Source organism: Psychrobacter aquimaris (assembly GCF_016107525.1).
In the GTDB taxonomy this organism is placed as follows: Bacteria; Pseudomonadota; Gammaproteobacteria; order Pseudomonadales; family Moraxellaceae; genus Psychrobacter; species Psychrobacter aquimaris.
This window is the reverse complement of the sequence record NZ_JABASR010000002.1, coordinates 65,036-80,787: the sequence shown is the minus strand read 5'-3', so window position 1 is coordinate 80,787 and position 15,752 is coordinate 65,036. Positions and strand designations below refer to the sequence as shown.

Genomic DNA, 15,752 nt, shown 5'->3' with positions numbered 1-15,752 from the left:
AATTTTAGGAGCTCATTATGTTAACCAATTTTTCTAAGATCGCAGTGCTCGCTGTATTATCAAGCGCTGTAGCACTAACCACAGGTTGTGCGACCAAACGTGCTACTTCTGAAGTTGTGATTGCGCCACTAGGTATTCCAAGTGGTCAAGCTGGGTACACTGGCGCCGTTATCGTAGATAACTCAAACGTAATTATTACTGAAGCTGAGAATCTACAAGCGGTTGTCTACTTTGCTTTTGATAGCAGTGAAATTACTGCACAAGCAGCGAGCATTCTTAATCAACACGCAAGCTTGCTCAATTCAAATCCAGGAGCTAGTGTTGTTATCGCAGGTTACACTGATGAGCGCGGTAGCCGTGAATATAACTTCGCACTAGGTGAACGCCGTGCTCAAGCAGCACGTGACTACCTTGCGACTCAAGGCGTCGATGTAAACAACATCCGTGTCATCAGCTATGGTGAAGAGCGCCCTGCTGTGGCTGGTAATACTGAAGAAGATTACGCACTAAATCGCCGTGCGGTATTGTCTTACTAAAACCAGTAAAACAGATTACAATCAATAAAGCTCAATATATTTTATAATGGAAAGCCCAGCAATAGTATATCGCTGGGCTTTTTGCATGTTACTAAGCGAACCAATACAACAGACATAATCAATGATGCCAAGCTCTATCTTAAATTTGACTCATGTCCAATATACCCAGCTCGACCCTATGACGTGGTGCGCCACTGCGCAAGTGAGCGAATGCTTATCTATCAACTTTCAAAGTTTGTGGAATAAATCACTGCGGTCAGCAATTAATCCTATATCACATGTGAATTTTCATAAACTTTACAAGCTCAATTGGCATTACTGCCTGCCACCAGTAATTTTATCAACACGTGAAATAGCGCAGCATCAACGTCAACTACAACGTAAAGGCGTTCGATTATTGCTACAACAATTACTGTGTGAGCTAAAGCTCAGCGATACTTTGGATGAATCAAATTTCCCCTATCGGCTTATCGGTAGCAAACATTACGTGTGCTTTAGCCATACAGGCATCAAGGCTCATAATGATATTAACAAAGACGCTGTTCAGACAATCAACACACCATCAAACAGTAAAGTGACCGTAGTTATTAGCCGTCATCGCCCCATCGGTATTGATATAGAAACCAACCCTGTAGCATGGCATGTGGCACAGCGGTTCTACTCTGAGCATGAAATGGCTGCTTTACAATCCCTGTTACCGCTTCAGCGTGAGATTATCGCTAAGTTACTGTGGCAAATAAAAGAAAGTTTTATCAAAATTCATCAATACAAACTGGCACAAGGTTTAGGAATGGATTATTCCCACCTTATTGCGGATTTAATTCATATTATTAGAGAGCCATCACCTTTAATGGTCATAGCAGACGCTAAGTCCGATTACCGTATCGCGGTGTTATCAGTGCAACAAACCATCGTTATTTTCTAGACCATTTATACATGTTATTTACTCTAGCAACTACTTTATTACAGACAAAAAAACGACCCTAAAAAAGGATCGTTTTTTTCTTACTATTCTTCTAACAACAGTACTTAAACTGTGATTAGATTAGAAACGGTAAGTTGCACCAACTTTAACAATTGGCATCCACTCAAGATAGTCTTTACGTTCTAATTCTTTTTGTGCTGCAGCGGCAACATCACCACGCGTAACAGTACTCTCGTCTTTAGAAACAGTATCTGCACCACTTACATATCCAACAAGCTCATCAGCATCACCAGTTGCACGAACTGTCGCGTTTGTTTTACCCATGTAAGCTGCACCGATCTCACCGAATAAACCGAAGTTGTTAGTGATGTTAGGACGGAAACCGATAGTGCCATACGGGGCTAGCTTGTTACGATGCTCTATAGTACCTGATAGCTTACCAGTATCTGTAGCATTATAGCTAACATCACCAATCTTGAAGATATCATTTTTACCTTCAGCGGTTACGTCGATATCGTTGTCAGGTACGATGATACCAGCACCCATCGTGAACCAGTTACCAGTAGGGCGTAATTGTACACCTAGATACGGGTTACTAAAGTCTGCATCTTTAATATCATATTCAACATCGTTTACATCAATGTCGCCGAATAAATCAGAAACATCACCACCAGCCCAACCAGCTTGTAATTCAGTTTTCTCGTTTAGTGACCAACCAATGTTAGCACCATAACCTAGAGTACCAACTTCAGCGCTAACAGATGCTGGGTGGATGACTTGTTTGAAGAAACCTGTAGTACCACCAACGATAGCACCAGCAGTGTTGCGAACTATACCAGCGTCAGTATCGTATGCATAAGCAACAGGCTCGGCTTCATACGCAACAGCAACTGGCTCAGCTTCATAAACAACTGCATCGTTACCATCGACAACGATAACAGGCTCAGCAGCTAGTGCAGCAGTTGACGCTAAAACGGCAGCAGAAATTGCTGTTAATTTAATAAGTCTCATAAATACTCTCCTAAAGTGTGGAATAACTTGCCCATAAAAAATGACAATTTAGCTTTTTTTAAATCGATCATTTTGTTGAGCAGATTAAAACAATTTTGGCCGGAAAAGTCACCCCTGTAGGAGCGCTTTTTATTTGCCGTTATGTAAAGATTGCATAGGTATTGTAATAATTACTACACCAATCAGCAAAACTTCGACTTTCTGTTACACAATGCTCTTAAAGTAACTCAACAGCGTAGACATGAATATTGGCTAGCTTAATGTTCATGTAAGGGTATTACAAAATATGTAATTATAATGACCTACCTCTTTATTTAACTCAATGACAGTTATATAGCTTATTACTACAGTTTGTTGTGTTTTGTGAGTTGGTGTAGTAATTATTGCTTTTAGAAAATTTTTCAGACATGCACAACAGTTATATAAATGTTTCTAGATCGTATGACGTTACTATCAGCAGATAAAGTAACTAGCTCTTGTCTAAGCTTGATATTATGCTAAATTAGAGGTTAGGGAAAATGTGTCGCAAGACTGCGAATTTACTATTATTTAGTAACTCCTTGTGGTATTTCCTGCTGTATTCTTTTTATTCTTATTGAGCCACTCATATGCCTAAAGTATCGTCAATTACCCGTGTGTTAGAGATCATCGAAGCGGTGTCTTATGCTTCTAAGCCTCTCTCGCCACTTGAGCTGTCACAAGAGCTAGATATTCCTAAGCCAACCATCCATCGATTGATTCAGAATCTGCTCGATGAAGGGTTTGTGACCGTCGATATTGGCGGCGGCATCATACCGGGCAAGCGTGTACGCAATTTGGGTGTTGAGCTTTGGCAACAGCGACTGTTCTTTAATGAACGACAAATGATTTTGCAAAAGCTAGTTGATGACCTGAAAGAAACTTGCGGTATCGGCGTCCCGTATCAGATGAATATGATCTATACCAATCGCGCACAAACCACTTTGCCGATTCAGATTTATTTGCCAGTGGGTGCAAAGTCACCGATGTGGTGCACTGCCACTGGCAAGCTATATTTAAGTCAGTTACCACGCGCAAGCCGCGACAAGATACTACAAAACTTGTCGTTAGATAAATTTACCAAAAATACGATCACCGATATTGAGGCATTAAATGCTGAGCTTGATCATATCGCTGCTACTGGTATAGGTGTCGATAACGAAGAGTTTATTTCTGAGATGGTGGCAATCGCAGTACCGATACGAGACAGAAAATCACGCTACCTTGCTTCGCTTTATCTACACGCACCGACCATACGAGTGTCTTTAGATGATCTATTAGCCCATGTGCCACGACTACAAAAAGCGGCGCAAGACATTCAGTCTCTGGTCTATGAGCTACCAAGTTAAATGTTTTCATATAAACCAAAAAGGACTGCACTATTATTATAATGCAGTCCTTTTTGGTTTATATATGAGATAGTATTAAGACAATACAGAGCTATCGTGACGCGCCATGATACTAGAAAAGTCCTTATCACCATTTTCTAGCGTATGTGCTTCATATAGCTCTGTCGCTTTAGCACCCATTGGCGTTTCAACATCCGTATCCTTAGCCGTTTGCATCGCAAGGTTAAGATCCTTTTGCATGAGCTTACTCATAAAGCCACCTTTATAACCATTGCTAGATGGGACGTTTTCCATCACTTGCGGATAAGGATTGTACACCTCTAGCGTCCAGTTACGACCTGAGCTTTGTAGCATAATATCTGACAACACTTTAGGGTCGAGACCGTTTTTGACCCCCAAATTAATCGCTTCTGCCGTTCCCGCCATTAGAATACCTAACAGCATATTATTGCAGATTTTAGCCACTTGTCCGGCTCCGTGGTCGCCTGCATGAAATATATTTTTTCCCATAACGCCTAGTATTGGCTCAGCTTTGGCAAAGGCATCGTCGCTGCCACCCACAATAAACGTTAAACTACCAGCGATGGCACCGCCCGTACCACCGGAGACTGGTGCGTCTAAGAAGTCTATACCAAACTTACTTGCTGCCTCTGCCACCACTCTTGCATCAGCAGCAGCGATAGTGCTGCTATCAATGACTAATGTGCCTTTCGGTAATTCTGCCAGCAAGCCATTATCTCCCAGATAGACAGAATGGACATGCTGGCCAGCCGGTAACATACTAATGACGACCTGTGCATTGCTTGCAGCCTCTTTAGGACTATCAGCCACACTCGCACCTGCTTGCTGCAAGCGCTTGGTCGCTTCCGCAGACAAATCATAGACAGACAGTGCATAACCTGCCTTTAATAAGTTTTCTGCCATTGGTGCGCCCATATTACCAAGACCTATAAAGGCTATGTTTGGCTTCGCAGTATTATTTGAACCTGTATCCTTTGTACCCATCTCATCACTCCTTGATGATTGATTATTAATTATTAATTACACATATATGCAGACCATGCTGCGCACAGTTTTTCGTTATCTATTTGAACTTAATTATTTTTAATATTTAAATATTCCACAGACCTTAATAATGAATCCAAAAATAAAACTTTTAGCGCACAAGCTGACTGCCTAACGCCTCATCACCCAACAAATCGCCTAACGGATGCTCACCTTTAGCATAAGGATTTACGAAGTGCTGCTGTATGTACGACTGCCCTTCGCTACTGAGGCAGTCTGCTAGTGAACGCGACCATTGTGGACTGCGATCTTTATCAATAAGCAGCGCACGTACACCTTCTTTAAAGTCCGGATTGGCTGCACAATGTACGGCTACGTTAGCTTCTAGATACAGAACCTGTTCTATCGATAAATCCGTGACTTTATGATACAGCGCATAAGTTAAAGCAGCGGTCACTGGGCAGCCATGACGATAAGTGTCCACTGCTCGCTGCGTCCAACTGTCATTAGCAAACTCCACATTTAATTTTTCAAGTGCCGCATCATTTTGTAATAACACATCGATATCACCCAATCCGCCGCTGTTCATCAACTGCTGAATAGGTTGCCAATAGGTTGCCAATTTACTCGCCGGCAGTTCAGCTACTGGTTGCGCAGCCAGTGCACGGCTAACGATACTATGGGCACTATTGTCATCGCATTTGTCCGTACTACTAGCTGACACCTGCCAATCGCTCTGTTTTAAACTTTGTATGATGGCACCATAGTCACTACTGGCGACGGCATATTCTGCAAGATTGGCCAATATCGCATCATTGCCATTGCACATCGCCCCCGTTAACCCTAAAAACAAACCTGTCTTCGCTGGCATACGCTGCAAAAACCAACTGCCAGAGGCATCAGGGAACAATCCAATAGTCACTTCTGGCATAGCAAAGCGAGTGCGCTCGGTGACTAAGCGATGACTGCAACCTGCCATCAGCCCCATGCCGCCACCCATGATAATGCCGTCACCCCAAAGTATTAATGGCTTTGGATAAAAGTGCATCTGCCGATACAGACGATATTCATGACCAAAAAACTCTGTCGCATAAGGGTTCGGTAACGGTGCATCGCTAGACATGCTGTCATAGAGCTTACGAATATCACCACCCGCACAAAATGCCTTGTCACCTGCTCCTTGTAACACCAAAGCCACTATCTGATTATCACTCTGCCACTGCTCTAGCTGTTGTGATAATAGTTGACACATCTCAACGCTGAGCGCATTAAGAGATTTTGGGGTATTTAACGTCATTATTCCAATGAGATGACCACAATCTGTCGGCTCAGTATTGAACAATACTGGTGCTTCTTGTGCGGTTTTTTCTACGGCTTTTTGATTATTAATATCATCCGTCGCTGTGATAGCTGCTGTCATAAAAGTGACCTACAAAAATTAAAAGGGAAAATATTAGAATAAAGTCATATTCAATTTGGCCTATTTATTTTGCCAATTAGGTTTACGCTTTTCTAAGAAGGCTTGTACGCCTTCACGCTGATCTTTGGTATCGAATAACTTAACAAAAGCTTCGCGCTCATGAATAAGGTTTTGTGCAGGTGGAGTATTTCTTGCCGCTTGGATAAGCTGTTTAGAATAAGTGACGGCAACGGGTGATTGCTTAGCGACTTTTTGCGCAAGTAACTGTGCCGCTTGCAAACCCTCTCCTTTAGTGGCGACTTCTTCCACCAAACCAATACGCAGTGCTGTCTCTGCATCGACGCGCTCACCGCACAATATCATACGCTTTGCCCAGCCTTCACCGACTAAAGCTGTTAGATTTTGCGTACCACCCGCACACGGTAACAGTCCCACACCGGTCTCAGGCAATGCCATTTGCGCATGCGCTTCTGCAATACGAATATCACACGCCAGCGCACACTCAAGCCCGCCGCCCATCGCATAGCCGTTGATGACCGCGATACTGACTCCACGATACGCTGATAGCGCTTCAAATGCTTCACCAAACGCTATTGCCATACTAATCGCACGACCTTTATCACCATCAGAGAAGTTATTTAAATCTGCACCTGCCGAAAAAAACTTCTCACCATCGCCATGAATGATTAAGGCATAAACATCATCATTGGCATTAAGGTCAGTAACCAGTTGCTTGAGCGCTGGTAGACTGTCCATCGTCCACGTATGGGCTGGTGGGTTATTCAATGTCACGGTAGCAGTATGACCGTCAATCGATAGGTTTAAGTTGGTATAATCCTTCATAGAACATCCTTGTTATAAACTTTTTATAAAATCGCTTTATTCATAGAGTTGAATAGGCAGGTTATTCATTCATATAAAGTGATTAACGTAACTGACTCAACGCATCATCTTGCAATAGCTGACGCGAGACAATCACTCGCATGATTTCATTGGTGCCTTCTAAAATCTGATGGACACGCAAATCTCGCACATGGCGCTCAAGCGGATATTCATTTAGATAACCATAACCGCCATGCAGCTGTAAGGCTTCATTGGCAACATCGAAACAAAGATCAGTCGACAAACGCTTTGCCATCGCACAATAAGTAGACGCTTGCGAGTCATTGTTATCGACTTTACTGGCCGCTAAATATAGCATTTGCCGTGCAGTGATGGTTTGAGTCAGCATATCTGCAAGCTTAAATTGTACCGACTGTAAACTAGCAATCGGACTCCCAAATTGGCTGCGCTCTTGCACATAATTGGTGGCTGTCTCCAGTGCTGACTGCGCCGTACCAACCGCACAGATACCGATATTGATACGACCACCATCTAAACCCTTCATCGCAATACGAAAGCCTTGACCTTCCTCACCTATCAGGTTTTCTGCTGGGACTTTGACATCTTTAAAGCTAATCGTCCGTGTTGGCTGCGCTTTCCAGCCCATCTTATGCTCGTTTTTGCCATATTCGATACCAGCACTATTGGCATCTACAACAAACGCTGATACGCCCTTTGGTCCTGCACCGCCTGTACGTGCCATGACCACTAACACATCGGTGGAGCCTGCACCTGATATAAAGGTTTTCTCTCCATTGAGTACGTAATAATCGCCTTGCTTATCGGCTTTGGTACGTAATGAGGCGGCGTCAGAACCGGCATTCGGCTCAGTTAAACAATAGCTGCCAAGCCATTCACCACTGACCATGTTAGGTAAATATTTTTTACACAACACATCGCTGCCGTATTCACCAATCATCCAGCCAGCCATATTATGAATACTCATATAAGCAGCCACAGCCGTATCACCCCATGCTAGCTCCTCAAACACCATCGCAGAGTCTAAGCGTGGTAGCCCTAGGCCATCATAGTCGGGATTGGTATACAGCCCTAAAAAGCCAAGCTCGCCTGACTTCTTAATCACATCGACTGGGAAATGCGAGGTTCGATCCCATTCAGCCGCGTTTGGCTTTAGCTCTTTTTGCGCAAACTGACGAGCAGTTTGGCGAAAGGCGATTTGGTCTTCGGTCAATGAAAAATCCATAGGGTCATCCTTGTGCATGCAAAGCAAATATGGTGGAGAGAACTTAATAAGCCATCAGTTTAATATTATTTATACCGTGTATTTTATACAGTATAACAGCGGCATAATGACAATTATAAAATCATACTTTTCTAGCAAAAAATATGTTGAGTAAGATTGACATTAGACCGCAAATATAGTGGATTGACGATTAAATTGAAATAGTCGTATTGACGCCGCGGCTCGCTTCATCATCAAACCAACGTGCAGTGACCGTTTTTGTTTGCGTATAAAACTGCACAGCTTGCTTACCATAAGGACCGAGATCGCCAAGCTTACTGGCACGTGAGCCTGAGAATGAGAACATCGGTAGTGGCACAGGAATTGGCAAGTTAATACCGATTTGACCAACCTGAATATCTTGTTGGAATTTATGTGCAGCAGCGCCTGACTGGGTAAAGATTGCCGTGCCATTACCATGTGGATTGGCATTAAGCAGCTCAATCGCTTCATCTAAGCTATTGGCGCGCATGATACAAAGTACTGGCCCAAAGATTTCTTCTTTATAAATTTGCATATCTGCAGTGACATTATCAAAGATAGTCGGTCCTACGAAGTTACCCTTTTCATAGCCTTCAACCGTAATACCGCGACCATCAAGAAGCAAACTGGCCCCTTCTTCTACACCAGTACCAATTAAATGCTCAACACGGGCTTTTGCCGCAGGAGAAATCAGTGGACCTAAGTCTTTATCATGCTTACCAGCTGAGACGATTAAGCCTTCTGCTTTGGCTTTGATATCATCAATCCACTCACCAGCAGCGCCCACTAGTACCACAACTGACAATGCCATACAGCGTTGACCAGCAGCACCAAATGCCGCACCTGCTAGCTGATTAAGGGTTTGCTCTTTATTGGCATCAGGTAAGATAACGCCATGGTTTTTCGCGCCCATCATACATTGGGCGCGCTTGCCGGATTTGCTGGCACGCTCGTAGACATGCTTACCAACGTTGGTCGAACCGACAAAAGAAACCGCTTTAATATCTGGATGGTCACAAATTGCATCGACGGTTGCTTTGCCACCATGCACCACATTGAGTACACCTTCAGGTACACCCGCTTCAATCGCAAGTTCCACCAGACGCATGGTCACCATCGGGTCTTGCTCAGAAGGTTTTAGAATAAAGGTATTACCCGTGGCAATCGCCATTGGGAACATCCATAGCGGAATCATCGCTGGGAAGTTAAATGGAGTGATACCAGCACAAACGCCTAGTGGCTGCCAAATACTATAGGTATCGACGCCTGAGGCGACATTTTCAACGAAGTCGCCAATTTGCAGATTGGCAATGCCAGCTGCGTGCTCTACCACCTCTAAACCACGGAATACATCACCGCGAGCATCAGCAATCGTTTTGCCCTGCTCTGCTGTTAAGATTTCTGCCAGCTCATCCATATGCTCGCGTATCAATGCTTGATACTTTAAAAAGATACGCGCACGTGTGGTAATAGGTGTTTTTCGCCATGTTTGAAACGCTGCTTGAGCCGCCGCAACGGCTTGATTGATTTCATCGTCGGTAGTTTGTGGGACTTTGGCAATAACTTCTTGGGTGGCGGGATCGGTGATATCAATCCATTCGCTGGTATTAGAATCAACAAATTGACCATTAATGAGCTGCTTGACGTGGTGCATAAGATATCCTTATCTTGTTTGCGAGATTACCCTTTAACGGTAGTCTTGGTATTCAAAAAAGAGATAAAAAACAATAAGTTTTTATCAATCAAATATAATTTTTAAAATGATTTATTTCGTATCATTATTGACTATAACAATAAAACAATTTTAGGGTCAAGCCCTTTATCATTCTTTTAACAAAGTTAACATTGCCATCCGATTTATCTATCACTATCCGCAGATCATTAACAACAATAAAAAAAGCCCATGAGCATTCATGAGCTTTTTAAAATCAACACGACTATAAAGTTTACTTAATAATCTTTCATAGACTGTTTAATCGCGTCAATCGCTGTTGGATTATCAAGCGTTGACATATCTCCTGTTTCCTTGCCTTCTGCTAAAGCACGAATGGCTCGACGTAAGATTTTGCCAGAACGCGTCTTTGGTAGTGCTTGCGGGAAATAAATTGCCGCTGGCCTTGCGATACCGCCAAGGGACTTGACCACAGCACCAATGACTTGCTGCTCTATGCGGAAGCGATTTTCGGTCGTTGCCACTTGCTCATGATCTCTCAGTACGCAAAAGGCGATGGGCAGCTCTCCTTTTAATTCGTCTTGAATACCCACAACCGCACATTCTGCCATCTCTGGATGCGTACTAATTGCTTCTTCAATTTCTTGCGTGCCAATACGATGACCAGCAACGTTAATCACATCATCAGTGCGTCCTAAAATATAAAAATAACCCTCCTCGTCAGTTACTGCATAATCTGAGGTTGAGTATTGCTTGCCATCAAACAGACCAAAATAGCTACTGACAAAGCGGTCATCATTACGCCATACCGTGGTCAGACAACCGGGCGGCAATGGTGCACGAATCGCGAGCAGTCCTTTTTCGCCAGCTTTACAAGGTTCGCCTGTTTCTTCATTGATGACATGGGCATCATAACCATACATGGGGTAACCGGGTGATCCTTGTTTATGCGGTTTATGATTAAATTTGGGCGTGTTACTTAGGATGGGCCAGCCAGATTCTGTTTGCCAATAATGGTCTAAAATTGGCACACCTAAATGCTTGGTCAGCCAATGGGCTGTCGATTCATCCAGTGGTTCACCTGCCAAAAAGAAGGATTTTACGCTGGAAACATCATAGCGCGTCATCCATGTCTCATCTTGTTTTTTCAGCATACGGACACCCGTCGGTGCCGTGAATAAGATATTGACCTTGTTTGCTTCAACAATTCGCCACCAAATACCGGGGTTCGGACGATGCGGCAAACCTTCGTACATCACACTCGTCATCCCAGCTAGCAATGGCGCGTAAATAGTATAAGAGTGTCCCACTGCCCAGCCAATATCTGATATCGCCCAAAACGTCTCGCCCGCCTTGCCATCGTAGATATAGTCCATCGACGTCGTTAGCGCGACCGCATGACCACCTGTATCACGTTGCACACCTTTTGGCGTACCCGTAGTGCCTGAGGTATAAAGAAGATACGATGGGGTATTTGACTCGAGCCAAACAGGCTCGACAATCGCATTGGCTTCACAGCTGATACGACGCTGGGTCGCATAATCGATATCAATACTTTTTGGCACAAACGGTAAAATACCGCGATTGACGACCAATACATGTTCGGGCTTAATCGTTGCTTGCTCGACCCCTTGATTGACAAGATTTTTATAATTAATAACTTTACCACCACGCAGACCTGCATCCACCGTGATGACCATTTTTGCTTCGGCATCATCCATACGAATGGCTAAGTTATGCGCAGCAAAACCACCAAATACCACTGAATGTACGGCACCAATACGAGCGCAAGCCAACATGGCATAAGCGGCTTCCAATATCATCGGCATGTAAATGACGACGCGATCACCCTTGCCAATACCATGACGCTGTAGCACATCGGCAAAGTAATTGACTTCTTTATAGAGGTCATTATAGGTCAGGCGACGCTTGGTATAGTCCGTATAAAGCTCAACGTTATTGCCCAAATCTTTAAACGCATCGACGACTGCAGGAAAGGTTTCTATTAACTCTTGGTTAATCTCAGAGGACAGCCAGATAAAAGCATCCTGCTCTGCGCGCTCTGCAAGATGGCGATCCACACAGTTATAACAAAGATTGGTCTCGCCGCCAACATACCATTTGGCAAAAGGCAGATTGCTGTCATCAAGGATTTGTTCAGGCTCTTTATGCCAATAGATACGCTTGGCTTGCTCAGCCCAAAATTGCTCTCGGTTATCGATGGAAGACTGATATATATCTGCAAAGGTTGGGTTAGTATCAATTGCCGCTTGGGAGTTTTGGCTAGAGAATGGATCGAGGCTTTGATTATTATTATGATCCCCAGCTTGATTGCTGTTTTGAAGATTGGCTTGCTCGTTCATAATGGCTGTCCTTAGCGTAAACGATGGGTAATGCAATAAGATTTTATAAAATGTGATTTTATAATAGAAGCTCTTATGGAACACTATCATAATACAAGTCTGACTATCCCTACCAGAATTGAAAAACCGATACACTACGTATCGATTTAGTAGGTATCGGTTTAAAATGTAGCAGAGCTAACAATAAAGGTCAACTATTAAGCGCTCAATCTATTTTGTTATGATTAACATTAGATTGGCTTAACAGCTGATAACTTTAGCAAATAAGAGAGGTAAAGCTACACCTCAGTTTGATCAGCATACATCTCACGCATCACTTTTTTGTCATGTTTACCAACAGAAGTTTTTGGCAACTCATCGACAAACTTAAACTGACTTGGCACACCATATTTCGGGATAATACCCCGCTCTACGGCTTTCTCGGCAATGGCTTTGATGTCATCAACGCTCGTGTCTTGAGCATCAGGTTTTAACACAATCAAGGCCAATGGACGCTCACCCCACTGTTTATCACGTACCCCGATCACAGATACGTCAGCGACCGCTGGATGTAATGATAAAATTGTCTCAATCTCTAGCGATGAGATCCACTCGCCACCTGACTTAATAACGTCTTTTAAGCGATCAGTGATTTTAATATAGCCATCAGGGCGTATATAAGCGATATCTTGGGTGTGCATATAACCATTTTCCCAAAGCTCTTTACCCGCATCGTCATTTTTTAGGTAGCTTTGCGTTAGCCAAGGGGCACGTAATACCAGCTCTCCCGTATTGTCTTGCCCAGTACCAACCGACTCATTATTGGTACTCCATATTTGAGCGTTAACCATCAGTACGGGCTTACCAGTCATACAGCGTCGGGCAATGTCTTCACCCTCTGTCATCGCAGGCTCATTTAAGCTAAATTCTGTCAAGCTAATAAGTGGGGCCGTCTCTGACATACCATAACCGGTATATACTTCGATACCTTGTTCCATGGCTGTTTTTGCCAGACCTTCAGTCAATCTTGAACCACCGATGATCATTTTTAAACCATTGAAGCTGGCACCACGATCTTGTGCTTCTTTGAGCACCATTTGCAAAATCGTTGGGACACAATGGGTGATACTGACTTTTTCATTAATAATCAAGTCCATCAATACATCTGGTGCATAGCGTCCCGGATACACTTGCTTCAAACCAGCCATGGTCGCGGTAAATGGAAAGCCCCACGCATGAACGTGGAACATCGGCGTCATCGGCATATAAACATCACCGTAACTGACGCCTTGCTTGTCGGGCAGCATACCTAATGTCGCCGCTTCGGTGAGGGTATGCAATACTAACTGACGGTGGCTAAAGAACACGCCTTTTGGATCGCCCGTCGTGCCTGAGGTATAGAAAGTCGAGGCAATGGTGTTTTCATCAAAATCTGGGAAGTCAAACTCACTATCAGCAGCTTGTAATAACGCTTCATACTCACCTACTACGCGGTTTTGGTTACCACCGAAGACTCCTTCGGATGTCACACCATCATCATCTAGCCAAATAATGTGCTCAATACTAGAGTTTTCAAACTGATAGTTTTTGACCAATGGCGCAAACTCAGAATTGAGCAATAACACCTTTGGTTTAGCGTGATTGATGGTATAAAGAATTTTTTCTGGCGACAAGCGGATATTGACGGTTTGCAAAATATACTCTGACATCGGTACCGCAAAATACGACTCAAGATAACGATGGCTATCCCAATCCATCACTGCCACTATATCACCTGCATCCAGATTCAAACCTGCTAAGACGTTGGCCAAGCGATTGATACGGTTGAACAAATCTTTATACGTAAGGCGTTTTTTGTCAGCATAAACGATTTCTTGCTCTAGCGACACCGTTTTGGCACGGTTTAGCAGCTGTTTAATTAATAAAGGATAATCGTAAGCAGAAGGTGCGCTGTGGTAAATATTTGACATATATGTGACGTCCTTGTTGGTCATGCGGATAAGTTATTATGCGGGTGAATCATGGATAATTGATGGCGTATTGAGCATACTATATCGATAGTAAGAAAAAATCGACGCTATGTAAAGCGACCTTACGTAAGCGTACTAAGCTGCAATAGCTTGATGAATATTGCTCAAAAATAGCCATCAAACCACGCGTGATTTTGTTTTAATCATACCAAAACTGGCAACCAGTAATGCCAAAATCTGTACAAATAAGAGCAACCATACTGTGAGCGACCACTGCCCACGCGCATAAGCCATGCCGCATAACCACGCGCCCATCGTACCGCCAGCATAATAACCCATATAATATAAACCAGACGCCAATGAGCGCCCTTTTTTAACATTGACGGCGATATAACTAATGGTGGCAGCTTGGGTAATAAAGACGCCTGAGGACATAATCGCAAGACCGATAATAATGCCCCATAACGGCGTTACCAGTGTTAATAGCACCCCAATCATAGAAACACAAACAGCCACACGCACTGTGCGCGCTGAACCAAAGCGACGTAATAATGTCGTCGATAATGGCGTAATGATAACGCCTATCAAATAAACGGCAAAGATATTGGCGAGTGCACCGGTACTCAACTCATATGGCGTCTTAGCAAGATGTAGATTGATAAAGGTAAAACAACCCACGAGTGAAAATAAGACACACGCACCTAACAGACAAGCCGTCACCACATAACGATTGGTTAAATGCTCACCGAGCGTCTGCATCGCGGAACGAAAATTCGGATTGGCCACAAACTGCTGTGACGATGGCAGCATCTTGCCGACCCACAGTGCACCAATAAGGGTCATCGCTGCCATCACATAATAGCCAGCACGCCAGCCGATAAGCTCGTGCAAGTGCCCAAGCAAAAATCGCCCCATAAAGCCGCCAAGTACCGAGCCTGAGACATAGAACGACATCAATTCTGTGACAGCACGTCCCTCAAACTCTTCACCGATATAAGCAATCGTCACCACTGTAATGCCCGGTACAGACAACCCTTGCATAAACCGCCACATGCCCATCCAACCAATACTGGGACTTTGGGCAATTAAAGCGGTGGGTATCGCTAAAAACAATAAAGCGCCAACGATAAAGGATTTACGCCCCACAGCGTCAGACAGCATGCCCAAAAATGGCGACATAATAGCAATCGCCATCACCGTTGCACCGACGATCATGCCAGCTTGCACCTCTGTTGCTGATAGATCCACCATCAATACGGGCAAAATGGCCTGAATAGAATACACTTGCAAAAAAGCAAACATCCCAATCAAGCCGATAGTGAGTTTTAATACCCACGATGTCGAATTGATTGGTGTAGATAGAGGTTGTGGCATATTATTTTGGGGTTTACTGATGG

12 protein-coding genes are annotated in these 15,752 nt (G+C 43.8%); 3 read left to right on the top strand and 9 right to left on the bottom strand.

What is annotated here, in order from left to right:
* Positions 1-17: 17 nt before the first annotated feature.
* Positions 18-536 carry a peptidoglycan-associated lipoprotein Pal gene (pal, locus tag JFC10_RS02355; RefSeq protein ID WP_193013136.1) on the top strand — a complete coding sequence of 173 codons (519 nt, stop codon included), beginning with the start codon at positions 18-20 and terminating at the stop codon, positions 534-536.
* Between the two features lie 121 nt (positions 537-657).
* Positions 658-1,461 (top strand): 4'-phosphopantetheinyl transferase superfamily protein, encoded by an 804-nt coding sequence (locus tag JFC10_RS02350; RefSeq protein WP_227685852.1) that lies wholly within the window; start codon positions 658-660, stop codon positions 1,459-1,461.
* Between the two features lie 120 nt (positions 1,462-1,581).
* Here JFC10_RS02350 and JFC10_RS02345 read toward each other — a convergent pair whose 3' ends face one another.
* Positions 1,582-2,472, bottom strand: a complete 891-nt coding sequence (locus JFC10_RS02345; RefSeq protein WP_198331512.1) for a hypothetical protein — start codon at positions 2,470-2,472, stop codon at positions 1,582-1,584.
* Between the two features lie 608 nt (positions 2,473-3,080).
* Between JFC10_RS02345 and JFC10_RS02340 the strand changes: the two genes are divergently transcribed.
* Complete coding sequence (locus JFC10_RS02340; RefSeq protein ID WP_193013139.1) at positions 3,081-3,839, top strand: IclR family transcriptional regulator; 759 nt, start codon at positions 3,081-3,083, stop codon at positions 3,837-3,839.
* Positions 3,840-3,914: 75 nt separating this feature from the next.
* Here the strand turns inward: JFC10_RS02340 and mmsB are convergent, their stop codons facing one another.
* The 8 genes from mmsB to JFC10_RS02300 all read right to left on the bottom strand — a co-directional run bounded on the left by mmsB (position 3,915) and on the right by JFC10_RS02300 (position 15,729).
* Positions 3,915-4,874 carry a 3-hydroxyisobutyrate dehydrogenase gene (gene mmsB / locus JFC10_RS02335; RefSeq protein WP_406947322.1) on the bottom strand — a complete coding sequence of 320 codons (960 nt, stop codon included), beginning with the start codon at positions 4,872-4,874 and terminating at the stop codon, positions 3,915-3,917.
* A gap of 121 nt (positions 4,875-4,995) precedes the next feature.
* Complete coding sequence (locus tag JFC10_RS02330) at positions 4,996-6,264, bottom strand: enoyl-CoA hydratase/isomerase family protein (RefSeq protein WP_198331510.1); 1,269 nt, start codon at positions 6,262-6,264, stop codon at positions 4,996-4,998.
* A gap of 60 nt (positions 6,265-6,324) precedes the next feature.
* Complete coding sequence (locus JFC10_RS02325) at positions 6,325-7,107, bottom strand: enoyl-CoA hydratase (RefSeq protein WP_198331509.1); 783 nt, start codon at positions 7,105-7,107, stop codon at positions 6,325-6,327.
* Between the two features lie 82 nt (positions 7,108-7,189).
* The gene (locus JFC10_RS02320) at positions 7,190-8,350 is read right to left on the bottom strand and encodes an acyl-CoA dehydrogenase family protein (RefSeq protein ID WP_198331508.1); all 1,161 of its coding nucleotides are present in this window, start codon (positions 8,348-8,350) and stop codon (positions 7,190-7,192) included.
* Between the two features lie 190 nt (positions 8,351-8,540).
* Positions 8,541-10,025, bottom strand: coding sequence for a CoA-acylating methylmalonate-semialdehyde dehydrogenase (locus JFC10_RS02315; RefSeq protein WP_193013144.1), 1,485 nt, complete (start codon positions 10,023-10,025; stop codon positions 8,541-8,543).
* Between the two features lie 296 nt (positions 10,026-10,321).
* Complete coding sequence (locus JFC10_RS02310) at positions 10,322-12,406, bottom strand: propionate--CoA ligase (protein ID WP_227685853.1); 2,085 nt, start codon at positions 12,404-12,406, stop codon at positions 10,322-10,324.
* 278 nt (positions 12,407-12,684) lie between these two features.
* The gene (locus tag JFC10_RS02305) at positions 12,685-14,355 is read right to left on the bottom strand and encodes a fatty acid--CoA ligase (protein ID WP_198331507.1); all 1,671 of its coding nucleotides are present in this window, start codon (positions 14,353-14,355) and stop codon (positions 12,685-12,687) included.
* Between the two features lie 177 nt (positions 14,356-14,532).
* Positions 14,533-15,729: an MFS transporter gene (locus JFC10_RS02300; RefSeq protein ID WP_193013146.1), complete on the bottom strand. Its 1,197-nt coding sequence runs from the start codon at positions 15,727-15,729 to the stop codon at positions 14,533-14,535.
* Positions 15,730-15,752: the final 23 nt, after the last annotated feature.

Excerpts from the sequence above, each read along its gene's own strand:
- JFC10_RS02340 (WP_193013139.1), top strand. The coding sequence starts at position 3,081 with ATGCCTAAAGTATCGTCAATTACCCGTGTGTTAGAGATCATCGAAGCG.
- JFC10_RS02350 (WP_227685852.1), top strand. The coding sequence starts at position 658 with ATGATGCCAAGCTCTATCTTAAATTTGACTCATGTCCAATATACCCAG.
- JFC10_RS02325 (WP_198331509.1), bottom strand. The coding sequence starts at position 7,107 with ATGAAGGATTATACCAACTTAAACCTATCGATTGACGGTCATACTGCT.
- JFC10_RS02300 (WP_193013146.1), bottom strand. The coding sequence starts at position 15,729 with ATGCCACAACCTCTATCTACACCAATCAATTCGACATCGTGGGTATTA.
- JFC10_RS02310 (WP_227685853.1), bottom strand. The coding sequence starts at position 12,406 with ATGAACGAGCAAGCCAATCTTCAAAACAGCAATCAAGCTGGGGATCAT.
- JFC10_RS02330 (WP_198331510.1), bottom strand. The coding sequence starts at position 6,264 with ATGACAGCAGCTATCACAGCGACGGATGATATTAATAATCAAAAAGCC.
- JFC10_RS02315 (WP_193013144.1), bottom strand. The coding sequence starts at position 10,025 with ATGCACCACGTCAAGCAGCTCATTAATGGTCAATTTGTTGATTCTAAT.
- JFC10_RS02305 (WP_198331507.1), bottom strand. The coding sequence starts at position 14,355 with ATGTCAAATATTTACCACAGCGCACCTTCTGCTTACGATTATCCTTTA.
- JFC10_RS02345 (WP_198331512.1), bottom strand. The coding sequence starts at position 2,472 with ATGAGACTTATTAAATTAACAGCAATTTCTGCTGCCGTTTTAGCGTCA.
- pal (WP_193013136.1), top strand. The coding sequence starts at position 18 with ATGTTAACCAATTTTTCTAAGATCGCAGTGCTCGCTGTATTATCAAGC.
- JFC10_RS02320 (WP_198331508.1), bottom strand. The coding sequence starts at position 8,350 with ATGGATTTTTCATTGACCGAAGACCAAATCGCCTTTCGCCAAACTGCT.